The organism is Neisseria weixii, assembly GCF_002327085.1.
Classification (GTDB): Bacteria; Pseudomonadota; Gammaproteobacteria; order Burkholderiales; family Neisseriaceae; genus Neisseria; species Neisseria weixii.
In genome coordinates this window covers 1157248-1170558 of sequence record NZ_CP023429.1, presented here as the reverse complement: position 1 = coordinate 1170558, position 13311 = coordinate 1157248, and the positions used below count along the sequence as shown (strand labels likewise).

At 47.9% G+C, this 13311-nt stretch carries 12 protein-coding genes, 1 tRNA gene and 3 pseudogenes; 5 read left to right on the top strand and 11 right to left on the bottom strand.

All coding sequences use genetic code 11. The features are described from left to right. Nucleotides 1–2 precede the first annotated feature (2 nt). Nucleotides 3–1217, bottom strand: coding sequence for a pyridoxal phosphate-dependent aminotransferase (locus CGZ65_RS06060; protein WP_096295220.1), 1215 nt, complete (start codon nucleotides 1215–1217; stop codon nucleotides 3–5). Between the two features lie 200 nt (nucleotides 1218–1417). Next, nucleotides 1418–1501 (bottom strand) — tRNA-Leu (locus tag CGZ65_RS06055). 211 nt (nucleotides 1502–1712) lie between these two features. Between CGZ65_RS06055 and CGZ65_RS06050 the strand changes: the two genes are divergently transcribed. Beyond that, nucleotides 1713–2309, top strand: coding sequence for an MlaC/ttg2D family ABC transporter substrate-binding protein (locus CGZ65_RS06050; protein WP_096296110.1), 597 nt, complete (start codon nucleotides 1713–1715; stop codon nucleotides 2307–2309). Nucleotides 2310–2570: 261 nt separating this feature from the next. Here CGZ65_RS06050 and CGZ65_RS06045 read toward each other — a convergent pair whose 3' ends face one another. The 3 genes from CGZ65_RS06045 to CGZ65_RS06035 form a co-directional block, all read right to left on the bottom strand. Then, nucleotides 2571–3809 carry a multifunctional CCA addition/repair protein gene (locus CGZ65_RS06045; RefSeq protein ID WP_096295219.1) on the bottom strand — a complete coding sequence of 413 codons (1239 nt, stop codon included), beginning with the start codon at nucleotides 3807–3809 and terminating at the stop codon, nucleotides 2571–2573. A 246-nt stretch (nucleotides 3810–4055) separates the two neighbouring features. After that, nucleotides 4056–5369, bottom strand: coding sequence for a DUF2130 domain-containing protein (locus CGZ65_RS06040; RefSeq protein ID WP_096295218.1), 1314 nt, complete (start codon nucleotides 5367–5369; stop codon nucleotides 4056–4058). 94 nt (nucleotides 5370–5463) lie between these two features. Further along, nucleotides 5464–5847 carry a factor H binding protein domain-containing protein gene (locus CGZ65_RS06035; protein WP_096295217.1) on the bottom strand — a complete coding sequence of 128 codons (384 nt, stop codon included), beginning with the start codon at nucleotides 5845–5847 and terminating at the stop codon, nucleotides 5464–5466. Between CGZ65_RS06035 and CGZ65_RS13260 the strand changes: the two genes are divergently transcribed. After that, the gene (locus tag CGZ65_RS13260) at nucleotides 5779–5955 is read left to right on the top strand and encodes a hypothetical protein (RefSeq protein WP_198345394.1); all 177 of its coding nucleotides are present in this window, start codon (nucleotides 5779–5781) and stop codon (nucleotides 5953–5955) included. The genes CGZ65_RS06035 and CGZ65_RS13260 overlap by 69 nt on opposite strands. 54 nt (nucleotides 5956–6009) lie before the next feature. On the opposite strand, the gene CGZ65_RS06030 is transcribed toward CGZ65_RS13260, so the two are convergent. Then, a complete protein-coding gene (locus tag CGZ65_RS06030) occupies nucleotides 6010–6402 on the bottom strand; it encodes a hypothetical protein (protein ID WP_096295216.1) in 393 nt (130 codons plus the stop codon). A 156-nt stretch (nucleotides 6403–6558) separates the two neighbouring features. Beyond that, nucleotides 6559–8325: pseudogene (locus CGZ65_RS06025) on the bottom strand (ABC transporter ATP-binding protein/permease). Nucleotides 8326–8568: 243 nt separating this feature from the next. Between CGZ65_RS06025 and CGZ65_RS06020 the strand changes: the two are divergent. Continuing rightward, on the top strand, nucleotides 8569–10791 hold the full coding sequence (locus tag CGZ65_RS06020; protein ID WP_096295215.1) for a TonB-dependent receptor: 2223 nt from the start codon (nucleotides 8569–8571) through the stop codon (nucleotides 10789–10791). A gap of 159 nt (nucleotides 10792–10950) precedes the next feature. Beyond that, nucleotides 10951–11434, top strand: a pseudogene (locus tag CGZ65_RS06015) (IS1595 family transposase); the annotation flags it as partial. On the opposite strand, the gene CGZ65_RS06010 reads toward CGZ65_RS06015, so the two are convergent. Beyond that, entirely contained in the window at nucleotides 11431–11655 is a 225-nt protein-coding gene (locus CGZ65_RS06010; RefSeq protein WP_198345359.1) for a nuclear transport factor 2 family protein, read from the bottom strand. The pseudogene CGZ65_RS06015 and the gene CGZ65_RS06010 sit on opposite strands and share 4 nt — an antisense overlap. 25 nt (nucleotides 11656–11680) lie before the next feature. Here CGZ65_RS06010 and CGZ65_RS14895 point away from each other — a divergent pair. After that, nucleotides 11681–11854 (top strand): annotated as a pseudogene (locus CGZ65_RS14895) (LysR family transcriptional regulator); the annotation flags it as partial. 44 nt (nucleotides 11855–11898) lie between these two features. Here the strand turns inward: CGZ65_RS14895 and CGZ65_RS06000 are convergent. The 3 genes from CGZ65_RS06000 to CGZ65_RS05990 are packed head-to-tail and all read right to left on the bottom strand — an operon-like array spanning nucleotide 11899 to nucleotide 13120. After that, a complete protein-coding gene (locus CGZ65_RS06000) occupies nucleotides 11899–12330 on the bottom strand; it encodes an antibiotic biosynthesis monooxygenase family protein (protein ID WP_096295213.1) in 432 nt (143 codons plus the stop codon). Between the two features lie 10 nt (nucleotides 12331–12340). Beyond that, nucleotides 12341–12796: a cytochrome b gene (locus CGZ65_RS05995; RefSeq protein WP_096295212.1), complete on the bottom strand. Its 456-nt coding sequence runs from the start codon at nucleotides 12794–12796 to the stop codon at nucleotides 12341–12343. Between the two features lie 15 nt (nucleotides 12797–12811). Next, a complete protein-coding gene (locus CGZ65_RS05990; protein WP_232507562.1) occupies nucleotides 12812–13120 on the bottom strand; it encodes a hypothetical protein in 309 nt (102 codons plus the stop codon). Nucleotides 13121–13311: the final 191 nt, after the last annotated feature.

The window sequence follows — 13311 nt, the reverse complement described above, 5'->3', positions numbered from 1 at the left end:
GACTATTGGCGGTAATTTTTCAAGAAACGCTCCAATTTCGCCATCGCTTCTTCGATTTGATGCACATAAGGCAGGGTGACGATGCGGAAGTGGTCGGGCTTAATCCAGTTGAAGCCCGAACCTTGCACGAACAAGACTTTTTCCTGTACCAACAAATCGTAAACGAATTTCATGTCGTCATGGATGTTGTACATTTCCGTGTCGATTTTCGGGAACATATACATCGCGCCCATCGGCTTCACGCAGGTAATGCCGGGAATTTGGTTCACCAGCTCGTAAGCTTTATTGCGTTGCTCGAGCAAACGGCCGCCCGGCAAAATAAATTCATTGATACTCTGATAGCCGCCTAAGGCCGTCTGAATCGCGTGTTGCATGGGTGTGGTAGCACACAAGCGCATAGAGGCGAGCATTTCCAAGCCTTCGATATAGCCTTGGGCATGTTGTTTCGGGCCATTGAGCACCATCCAGCCCTGGCGGAAACCGGCTACGCGATAGGCTTTTGACAAGCCGTTAAAGGTGACGGTCAGCAAGTCAGGAGCGAGGGCGGCGATATGGTGATGTACGGCACCATCGTACAAAATCTTATCGTAAATCTCATCGGCAAAAATAATCAGGCCGTGTTTGCGTGCCAATTCGGCGATTTCCAGCAGGATTTCTTTGCTGTATACCGCGCCGGTCGGGTTATTCGGGTTAATCACCACAATCGCTTTGGTCTTCGGTGAGATTTTGGCTTCCATATCGGCTAAATCCGGAAACCAATCTTTCTCTTCGTCGCACAGATAATGGCGCACATTGCCACCGGCCAGTGTGGCGGCAGCCGTCCATAAAGGATAATCCGGTGCCGGAATCAGGATTTCATCGCCGTCATTGAGCAATGCCTGCATAGACATGGTAATCAGCTCGGATACGCCGTTGCCGATAAACACATCATTCACGGTAATGTCACGCAAGCCCTTGGTCTGATAGTAATGCACGATGGCCTTACGCGCGGAATACAAACCCTTAGAATCGCAATAGCCTTGTGAAGTGGGCAGGTTGCGGATAACGTCGACCAGAATCTCATCCGGCGCTTCAAAGCCGAAAGGCGCAGGATTACCGATATTCAGCTTCAGAATTTTGTGGCCTTCTTCTTCCAAGCGCAGGGCTTCTTTGTGTACCGGCCCGCGGATATCGTAGCAGACATGATCCAGTTTTGATGATTTAGGGAAGCGATCCATGATGTGTGTTCCGTCAAATTGAAGATTGTTTACAATGTAGTAAATGTACCCTTTTTGTAATCAGAATAAAAGGGGATAACCGACAATATTTGCAATTTTAGCAAATTTCTCGGCCCAAACAGGGCAAAATGATTTGTCAGGCCGTCTGAAACTGCGATACAAAAACAAAAAAGACCGCATTAAGCGGTCTTTTTAAAATTTGGTGCCCAGGGTCGGACTCGAACCGACACACCTTGCGGCGGGGGATTTTGAGTCCCTGCGTCTACCAATTTCGCCACCTGGGCGGTGGAAAGCGTCATTATAGTAAATACACAAAATTTGTAAAGTAGCTTGCTCAAATTAATTTAAAAATGATTGATATAATGATAATTTATTTATCGGCCGCTAACTTGTTTGCAGACGGCCTGAATGGTTTTTTACATTTTATTAAAATTTCCTAATATCAAAGTGATTACAATAGCCAAACTTTCCCACACCTTTGATAAAGGAAAAAACATGACCCGTTATTTATCTGCTTTGATGTTGGCCGCGCCGATGGCGATTGTGGCTCCTTATGCTGCCGCTGCGACGCATCCTGCGCAAACGCAAATGCAGCAAAATATGGATACTGTGTTGAAGATCGCCAAAAGCTCGGCAAGCGAAGCGCAAAAAGTGAAGCAAATCGAAAGCTACGCCAACCGCTATTTGGATTACGAGCGCATTTCCGCTTTGGCTGTGGGCGCTCCGTGGCGCAATTTTACCGCCAAACAAAAAAGCGAATTCATCAGTGCGTTTAAAGACATGATTATCAACATGTATTCACATTCGGCCTTGATAGGGGCAGCGGATGCCAAGGTGAAATTGTTGCCGAAAATGACTTCCAACGGTAATCGACATGATGTTTTCTCTGAAGTCCAAACCAAAAACGGCACCAAATACGAAGTGGCTTATCAGCTTTACCAAGTCGGTTCGGTATACAAAATCTACAATATCCGTGTAGACGGTGCCAGCTTGGTAACGATTTACCGTAATCAATTCAACGAACTAATCCAACAGAAAGGCATTGACGGCGCGATTGCTACCGTGAAAGCCAAGGGCTTGAAAAAGCAGTAATGGATGGATATAAAGAGGCCGTCTGAAAGAATATGCTTTCAGACGGCCTGAAACCTTTGCAAAACCTCATGAACCACCAATAAAAATCCAAACAGCCGTCATTCCCGCGCAGGCGGGAATCCATCTCAAAATTTCAGAAACTTATTTTATTCAATAGTTTGCCATGTTTAAAAATAGATCCCGCCTGCGCGGAAATGACGTCGGTTCTTTGGCAATAGCTTTTCAGGGGGCAAAGGTCTCGGCCTTATATTGTTTGTCGCTTCAATTGTATTTTGCTTTAAAGGCTTCCTGTATCGGCTTAATCTTTGCCAAACGCGCTTCGTCTATGCGCTGGGCAATCAAATGTTGCTGCTGGTTTTGAGCGCATTGGGCGGCAATTTCACCGGCGTCGATCTCATTGGCTGCCTGTAATAAGTTCAACCAATGTTCACGTTGCGGATATTCGGCATCTTCAAAATTCAGACGGCCACGTTGATCGGCTACGCATACGTTCAAGGCCGTCTGAAAGCGTTCAGGTCGTCTGAATGCATCGGTTTTTTTTAGCGTATTCAACACGGTAGCCGGTTTGAGTTGCGCTACTTGATGAAAAATAATGTGCCAGCGGCAAACCAGTTCGGCCAATCCCCCACACGCACGCGGCGCACGCAAACGCCCGTTCACTTCACGCACCAAGCTCACGCCGGCCAAATCATGGCCGTGATGCTTGGGCAGGATTTCAGACGGCGTTTTGGCTTTGCCCAAATCGTGCAGCAGCGCCGCATAGCGCTCGGGCAAGCTCAAACCCATATCGGCTGCTTTTTGCAAAACCATCAGCGTATGGATGCCGCTATCGATTTCGGGGTGATAATCCGCCCGCTGCGGCATGCCGAACAAGGCTTCTACTTCAGGCAGCAACACCGCCAAACCGCCGCATTCGCGTAAGACTTCAATCATTTCCGCCGGATTTCGTTCCATCAGGCCTTTGGCCAATTCCTGCCAAACCCGTTCCGCCACCAGCGCATCCGCTTCGCCATCGGCCACCATTTGCCGCATCAGCAGCAGGGTTTCATCGGCTACTGAAAAGCCATAGCGCGCGGCAAAACGGGCAATGCGCAAAATCCTGACCGGATCTTCGGCAAAAGCAGGAGAAACATGGCGCAAAATGCCGTCTGAAAGGTCCTGCTGCCCGCCGAACGGATCGATAATCAGGCCGTCTGAATCTTGCGCCATGGCATTGATGGTTAAATCGCGGCGCATTAAATCTTGTTCCAATGTCACGTCTCTATCGGCATGAAATGCAAAACCGGCATAGCCTTTGGCCGTTTTTCGCTCGGTGCGGGCGAGGGCGTATTCTTCGTGACTGTCGGGATGTAAAAACACCGGAAAATCTTTGCCCACCGGCTGAAAACCTTGTGCCAACATGGTAGGCGCATCGGCACCGACCACCACCCAGTCGCGGTCTTTGACTTCTAAACCCAATAAATAATCGCGGACGGCACCGCCGACTAAATAAATCTGCATAGCAAACTTTCAGTGAATTAAATGGTTTTCAGACGGCCTGAGACTTTCAAAATTCCTTGAAAAACGACAAGCACAAAGAACCGACGTCATTCCCGCGCAGGCGGGAATCCATTTTTAAACATGACAAACTATTAAATAAAATAACTTTCTGAAATTTTAAGATAGATTCCCGCCTGCGCGGGAATGACGGCTGTTTTGGTTTTTATTGATGGTTCATAAAGTTTTGCAAAGGTCTCAGCCTTTATTTTATTTTGTAGCGTCGTTAGCCAACGCCTCAAACGCCGCTTTCATGGTCGGATTTTTACGTGTGAGTTTCTTCACACTCAATTCTTCTGCCTTATTATTGGCCAAGCGCAAGTTGTTTTCGGAAGAAAGCAGCGCTTCTTTGGTTTTTTGCAAGTGGATGATGGTTTTGTCGATTTCTTCAATGGCCGTCTGAAATTTTCGGCTGGCCAATTCGTAATTGCGGGCAAATGCGGTTTTGAAGGTATTTAAATCTTCCTCAAAATTCGTGATATCGATATTTTGCGCACGCATTTGGGCGACTTCCTGTTTGTATTGCAAGGTATTCAGCGCGGCATTTCGCAACAGCGAAATCAGCGGAATGAAAAATTGCGGCCGCACGACATACATTTTCGGATAAGCGTAAGACACATCGACAATGCCGCCGTTGTAAAGCTCGTTATCCGCTTCCAACAGCGACACCAACACGGCATATTCGCATTTTTTCTCGCGGCGGTCTTTATCCAACTCTTTGAAAAAATATTCGTTTTTCTTTTTGGTGGCGGTGGTTTCGTTTTCGTTTTTCATCTCAAACATAATCGAGATGATTTCATTGCCGTCTGAATCGCATTCACGGTAGATATAGTCGCCTTTGCTGCCGCCGGCCACATCGTTATCCTTGCCGAACACGGCTTGCGGGAAGGCGGTGGTTCGGATACGGTTGAATTCGGTTTCGCAATGCTGCTCAAGGCTTTCGCCGACCATCTTGGTGGACTGGCGCGCTTTGAAATCTTTATAAAACGCAATCGCTTCGTCTTTTTGTTTCAATTCGGCTTGATATTGCTCACGCAAGGCTTGTTTTTCCAATTCGCGCTCTTTGGCCTGCAATAAAAAACGCGCATTGAGTTCGCCCAATTCACGTTCTTTCACCGCAACGGCACGGTGAATTTCGAGTTCTTTTTCAATGTTTTTCGATTCTTCCAATGATTTCGCCTGCAAACGCAGCGCGGCAATTTGCTGATCACGCTCGGCCAATTGCGCTTTCAGACGGCCTTCCGCTTCGGCCACGGCCAGCAGGCTGTCTTTTTCATGGCTTTTCAAATGCGCCGCCAATTCGGCTAATTCGCGATCTTTGGCAGCAAGCTTCTGCTGATAAGCCGTTTCCAGCGTGTTTTCCGCCAGCTTGATTTCGGTGTCGAACTGGCGGCGGCTTTGCGCCAAGCGTTCGTTTAATTCCTGCTGAAATTCCAGCGTGCGCACTTGGTTGGCAATATCGGCATAACCGGCTTCATCTACGGTAAAAGCGGTGTGGCAATGAGGGCATTTGATTTCGGGCATGGCGTTCTCGCGTGATGTGTTTGTGCGTTATTTTAGCAGAAAGGCCGTCTGAAAACTGGGTTTCAGACGGCCTTTGGGTTTTAGGTTTTCATTTTTATTGGCGTAAGCCTGAAAAGCCTATCGGATGGGTGGTATAAGTATGTTTATGTATCGGATCTTGATTACGCACTTCGATATGTCCGGCAATTTCTTCGGCTTTGGGGCCGAAAAAGCCCAAACGATAAACGGGGTTACTGTCCAAATTACTGCCAGTGGCCTTACCTTCAATACCAGCCATCGGCTTGGAAGTAATGCCTTGAAACAGCGTGGAATCCAACTTATCTGTAATGACCGCTTTGTGCAGAGTAATATGACCGTGTTCTTTCAGGCCTGTGATTTCTCCACTACCGGTTTTTTGAGCAAAATCCACATGGTAATTGAACACGCCTTGACCGTTGCTGCTGAGGGCAACGCCTTTGTATTGAAAGCTGCCGCTCATTTTATTGACGATTTCGGGTTTGGTGAATTCACCGATGGCGGCAGGATTAAAATTAGTATAAGTGGGATGCAGCGTTTTGATTTCTACTTCTTTATCGTCGCGGAATAGTTTGATCAGCGTGCTGCCAAGGATAATGGAATGAGGTAGGTAGTAAGCTTTGACCTAGCCTTCCTCTCTGCTGCTGCGGTATGGATTATTGGAAGAAGGTTTGGGACGTGTCTCTTCTTCGGAGTATTTTGATTCGCTGTAACCTAAAGGAAAGATTTTGCTGAAATCATTCGCTTCTGTATTACTAAAGACATGGCTGTTGATTGTCGTTGTGCTCCAATTATAATTGGGACCGGCAGGCTCTGTTATTTTCGGTGCGATATAGATATTTTTTGAAGAGGCGTTTGTTTGACCGTCGCTGGCATCTGCCGCGTCGGAATTAGCCGTGTTTTGTTTGGTGGGCGTACTGTCGGCACTGGGCTGATGATTCGTACCTCCACCACCACCGCCGCAGGCGGTTAATAAGGAAATCAGGGCAAGGGTAGGGAGGGTTTTGGTAATATTCATGAATGTCTTCCTTTGCATGGGATTAATGACATTATTTTATTATTTTTCATTCTGCTTTCATATGTAAAAGGTCATTTATCGGGTTGGGCGGATAAAAGGCCGTCTGAAAGGCTTTGCGGAAATCTACGTTATCTTTCAGACGGCCTTTGCCGTGCTTCAGCCGCATTTCACCGCGCCGACATCATAGTGGATATTGTGAAATTCATTCAAGCTGCTGCGGTGGCCGATGCTGATGATGATGCTTTCGGGCATTTTTTCGCGAATGCCGCGGTAGAGCTGCGATTCGGTCGGCTCGTCAAGTGCGGACGTGGCTTCGTCGAGCAAAACTACTTTGGCGCGTGAGAGCAGGGTGCGGCAGAAGGCAACACGCTGGAGTTCGCCGGGGGAAAGTTTGTGTTGCCAGTCATCGGTTTTGTCGAGTTGGTCGATTAAATGGTCGAGGCGGCAAAGGCTCATGGAAGCGGCTAAATCAGGATGCTGCGGGTCGATGTCAGGGTAGCAGATGGCTTCGCGCAAAGTGCCTTGCGGGGTGTAGGGGCGTTGCGGCACGAATAAAATTTGACTGCGTTCGGGTTGCACAATGTGGCCGCTGCTGCCGAACGGCCACAGTCCGGCCAGCGAACGGAGCAGGGAGGTTTTGCCGCAGCCGCTGGGGCCTTTAATCAATAGGGCATCACCGGGTTTGACATCGATATTGATGTTATCCAACAAGATTTCGCCGTTATTGCGGTAGAGCGCAACGTTGGAGAGCTTGAGGCCGTCTGAAATGTGTTTGATTTCAGGTTTGGGGCGCTGTGTTGCTCATGGGTGCTGAGTAAGAAGCCGTATAAACGTTCCAAGCGGGCGCGGTAGGCGGTGAATTCTTCGTAAAACATGCGAAAAAACGATAGGGCGCGTTGCAGGCGGGCGAAGGCTTGTACGGTTTGCTGTACGTCACCGATTTTGATTTGTCCGGCAAACAGGCGGGGCTTGCAGGATAATTGGGAACAGCTGAATGCCGTTGCTGAACATATCGTTGAAGCCGCTCAAAGCCACGCTTTGACGCGCGATGCGCCAACGGTTGCGGATAATGGCGGCAAAGCGGCTGCTTAATTGGGCTTGCTCGCGCCATTCGCCATCGTAAAACGCCACGCTCTCGGCGTGATCGCGCACACGGATCAGCGAATAGCGGTAGTCGCCGTTGAGCTTTTCGTTTTCATAGTTGTAACGGATCAAAGGATTACCAATCCACATGGCAATAAAGGTGGCTAAAATCACGAAGATAAAGACAAACCATACGATGCCGCGCGGAATATCGTAGCCGAATACGGTGAGAATGCCCGCCAAGCCCCACAATACAAAAGCAAATTCGAGCGACGACACCACGGAATTAAGCATACCGCGCACGAATTCGATGGTGGAGGTGATAAAATCCTGCGCATCTTGCTGGATACGTTGATCGATGTTGTCGGGCGAATGGCGGCGCATCTGCAGACGGTAGTAGTTTTTGTTTTCCAGCCAGCGCGTGGTCAGTACATGATTGAGTTTTTCCGACCATTTAATGGCTAAACTTTGATCGAGAAAATCGTTAACCACACCGTTAAACGTGCGCAGCAATACCACGCCCGCATTCATGGCGGCAAATTGCCAGAATGCCTGTATTTTCATGTCCTGCATGGAACTGTATAAGCCGTTGGACATAAAGGTGCTGAGTACATTCAACCGGACTTCGGTAAGCAACAGCACCACCATCATCACAATAGCGACGATGATTTTGACGCTGCTTTTGCGTGTTAAACAAAGCTTGAGAATATATTTGGATTCTTGGCCGAAACGGGTTTTGGAAGCGAAAAATAAGATAATGATGAGCGCCGCTGCGACACCTGCCAGCGTTTGCAGCAGCCACAGCGGGGTGCCGTAGAGTTCGGTTTGCCATTTTTGCATGGAGGTTCTTTTTAATAATGTTATTAGGCCTTCTGAAAACATTTTCAGACGGCATTATTCAATCATTTGGTAAATTATTGCACTAAGTGTTGTATTTATTGTTTTAAACTAATGATAAGAACAATTTTTATTTCAACCTATAGCGAGGCAGAATATTATCAAATATAATATGTTTTTAAAATCATTTTTAGATTTTTTACGCTTAAAACACATTAAACACATTTATTTCAGAGAAGAACCTACATGAACAATAAATCAGCCTTAATGCCGCTCTTGATTGCGGGCGCATTTGCGTATGCTGCCGATGAAAGCAGCGATACGGTAACCGCCAATCAAACTGAATTGCAACAAGTGGAAGTGAAGGGCGACAATAAACGCGTGCGCGCCGCCAGATCCTATTCCATCGCCAGCGACGGTGATTTGAAAGACCGCGTCAATCTCGGCGTGTTGGGCAAAGCCAATGCCTTTACCGCACCGGTGACGGTGGTGAGTTATGATGAGAAAGTAATCCGAAACACCGAAGCGCGCACCTTAGTGGATGTGGTGGCGAAAAAAGATGCATCGACTTGGCAGTTCGGCGGAGAAACCAATACGCTCACCGGCCTTTATTTCCGCGGTTATCAGCTTGATTCGCGCCAATTCAGCGTCAACGGTTTGGCCGGTATGTACGGCACACAGGGTACGTCCAGCGTGCAGGTGGCTTCTGTGCAGCTGATCAAAGGCGCATCGACAGCCGTCAACGGCATGGATCCGGAGGGCGCGGTTTCCGGCTCGCTAAACATCGAAACTAAAAAAGCCGCCGATGAAGGCAACCGTACCATCGGTTTGGGCTGGTTTAGCGGCAGCCGTGCGCAAGGTGCTTTTGATTTGGGCCAGCGTTTCGGCAGCGACAAACAGTTCGGCGTGCGTGTCAACGGTAAACTGCGCCACGGCGATACCCCGCGTGACGGTTACAGCGAAGACAACAAAGAATTTGCCTTAAATACCGATTACCGGGGCGAGAAATTGCGCGTAGCATTTGATTCCGTGTATTCCAAACGCAAAGCACAAGGCGGTCGCGCACGTATTCAAGACATTCAAAATGCCAACGGCCGACTGTTTGATGCACCCGACGGCAGAACCAATCTGTTGCCGGCCTGGAACCGGCAGAATACCGTCGGCCAAACCAATATGCTGACGTTTGAATATGACCTTGATGCTCCGGTGCAAATCACCGGCGGTATCGGTTACAACAAAGCGCGTTATTACGGTACACTGGTTTCTCCAACGGCCAGCACCACCGACAGCAGCCAATACAACACCAGCACCGCACGCTTGACCGATCAGCGTTTTCAAACCACCAGTATGAATCTCACCGCCCGTGGCCAATTTGAAACCGGCTCGGTGGATCACACTTGGAGCGCAGCCTTAGACCGCATCGACCGCCGCCGCCAAACCTATCGCGGCACCAAAGCAGGCAACAGCAAAGCTACGATTGACGGTACCGGCGACATTGCCGCGCAACTGGCTTCATTTGCCGCCGACTATCCGACCGCCATTGAAAGGACGCCGAATTTAGATACCCGAATCCAAGTCAACAGCTTAGCGTTGTCGGATACTATGGGCTTTGCTGACAACCGCTACCGCTTTACTTTGGGAGGACGCTTCCAGCAAGTCGAGCAAAAAAACAATCTTAATCAAACCAAAGCCAATGCCGGCCGCTTCAGCCCTATGCTGATGGCCGCGTGGGTGCCGAAACCGGATTTGGCTGTTTACGGTAACTATATGGAAGATTTGGAACCGGCCAGCTTGAGCGTGGACGATACCACCGGCGACACCACCATGGCCAAACCGCGCGTCAGCCGCCAATTTGAAATCGGTGTGCGTAAAAACTGGGGTGATTTTGTCACCACCTTGAACGCCTTCCAAATCCGCCGTCCGGGCTATTGGCGCGGCACCACTGTCCGCAGAACCGATTTTGCCGCCAGTGGTGCGGCTGCCGGTGATGAGCAGGGTATCGAGCGTAATCGCGGTATCGAATTTAATGTTTACGCCAATCTGATGAATCAAACTCTACGACCGAGCTTCGGTTTGATGTATTTGAAATCGCAAGTGAAGGATTATCCGAATTACAAAGACAATCTAGTAAGCGGCGTACAAGTTGCCAATCCGAGCGTGATTGCCAAAGCGGGCGTGGAATGGGATACACCTTATGTGAAGGGCTTGACGCTGTCGGGAAATGTGCAGTATTTCGGCAAATCTTATCAAGACACGAAGAAACAATACGCTTTCCCGTCTTACACCTTGGCTGACATCGGTGCAGGCTATAAAACCAAGCTGGGCAAAAACGATTTGACCGTAAGCACGGCAGTCGAAAATCTGTTCAACAAAGCCTATTGGCAGGTGCAGCGCGGCCAGTATGACCGCAGTTTTGCCGTATTGGGCATGCCGCGGACTTATTGGCTGAAAGCGGAATATTCGTTCTGATTTTGACAATCGAAGAATGGCCGTCTGAAAATTATTAGGTTTCAGACGGCCTTTTGATTCGGTTTGTGGATTTGGTTAGAAACCCAATAAAAGGATGGGGACTGTGTATTGGATTAGGAGTTGTGTTACCCGGCAAAAATGAAGATAAAAACTGTAAACTATGTAAAAAAGCGCACCGCCTGCCATTTAGCACTTCAAGCAGACGAAGTTTTTGGTGCCCCTGTTGAGTTGGACGAGGGTCGTTTTGGCGGACAACGCAAGGTAAGCATGGTCGCGGTGCAGTAGGTAAAGTGGCTGTATTTGGCATACTGAAACGACATGGTTAGGTTATACCATTGTAGTTGAAAGCACCAAGCAGGATACTTTACTTCCTGTTACTAAACAAAAAGTTATGCCTGATAGCATTGCATATACCGACTGTTGCAAAAGCTGTGATGTGCCGGATGTGAGTGAGTTTACTCATCATTGCATCAACCACAGTACACATTTTACAGACTGTCAAAATCTCATTAACGATATTGAGAACTTTTGGAATCAGGCAAAGCGCGTTCTGCGAAAATACAATGGCATTGAGTGTAAATCTTTTCCATTGTTCTTGAAAAAACAAAAACACCGCTTTTACACGGTGTTTATCACGATTTAGCCAACCACTCGGTTTTCACTAATCATAAAATCGGCAATCCGTTTGGCAATCAGCCATTTACCGTTTTGTTTAATATAAGTGTCGGCATAGCGGACGCTGTGTTCCTGCAACAGCTCTTTACCGTCTTTGCTTTCAACCAGTTTAACCAAGCAATAGTTAATGGCGGTGGCATTATTTTCATCAATCAGGTTCACCGTATGCTGACCGTTGATGTGGTACACGCTGTGAAACGGGGTTAAAAATCATTTAGGGGTTGGTTTTGTCGGCTTACCACAAGTACAAAAAGAGCTACAATCAGGCGAATTGGTGGAGCTGCTTTGTGATTATCGTATGACTTACACGCCGTTTTATGCCTATTATCCAAGCAAAAAACATCATTCACGGGCATTTGAAATGGTGTTAGGTGCGTTAAGGGAATGACGTAAAACTGATAAATACCGCCCATTTTGGACGGTTTCTATCATTTATTTCCCCATTTTTCGCTCAAAAGGCATATCCGATTCAATCACTTTAAATAAACTCGGATAAAACACCACGCCTTCCACTTGGTTATCAGGCAGGGCTTTACGCATTTTGGCGGTGGCATTTTTAAAATCATCGGCACTACGCCAGCGTGCGACATTAACCAGATAAAATTTGCCATTGGGGTCAAGGTTTTGGTGCAACTGCGTGCTGATGCAGCCGTCTTGGGTTTGCAAAAAATCACGCGATTTTTGCCACGATTGCAAGGCTTCGGCTTCTTTGCCTTTTGGCACTTCAAAGGCGTTAATCAGCACCACGCTGTTTTGCCATTCGGCTCGTTTGGCTTGCCAACGCTCTGCTTTATTTGCCATACCGCAAGCACTTAAAACGCTTGTCATCAGCAAGGCGGTTGCCAATAATTTGATTGATTTCATGGGTATACTCCTATCTCATACGGTTTAAAATTTTATCGCCCTTGGCATGATGAACTGCCACCATGCCGATATGGCCGGCCACCAACAATAACAATGCCCAAGCCAGCACCCCATGCCAAGCATTGCCCAAATCAATCAGCGGTTGATTGCCTTGTGCAAAACCTGCCTGACGAACCACGCCTACAATCGGCACCGCCAGCATCAACACATACAATGCCGCATGCCCCAATTTTGCCGTCAGGCTCTTGGCAGGCGGCTGTTTGGCGTGTGTGATTGCCCAAATCACCCGAAACAGCGTCAAAATCAGCAATAAAATGCCTATGGCACGGTGCGGATTCATCAAAAATTTCAGGCTGTCATTCATATTCCAAGCAATTGCGGTCGCAAACATCACTGTGTAACATAATGCCATACCCCAATGCAGGTAGCGTGCGGTGCGGTTGTAAGTAGTTTGATTTTTCATCATTTTTCCTTCAAAAAATTATTTTCTTTTTCTGATGCCAAAACCGTCTTTCATTGACAAAAACATCAGCCGTAAATTGACCGCCCCTGCCAACAGCTCCAAGCACTGCAAGGCATAAAAAGCAGTATCAAATTCACCGGCGTTTGCCTTACGGCACAGATACAGCGCACAAGGCAATAAAATCAACAGCCCATTGATGGCAATCACCGGCATACGTTTTTTCTTGGCAAGGATTTTGGGGTGTTTGGACTTTGCCCCCATTTTCATACCGCTCGCCCCCGTCATCGCTATAGCCGCCATGAGAAAAAATACACCGTAAAAAATCACATTTTTGACCCAAACCACCGCTTCTTGCGACAAAAAAATCTCGCTAATCAAGGTGCTTGTCCAAAAAATGCCAATCAGCAAAGCGGCAGTCATTGCTGTGAATTTGTGTATGGTGCAAAGGGTATCCCGTGTCATCTTGGCCTCTAAAAATATAGCGTGCTATTAAATTATAAATATAATAGCACGCTATA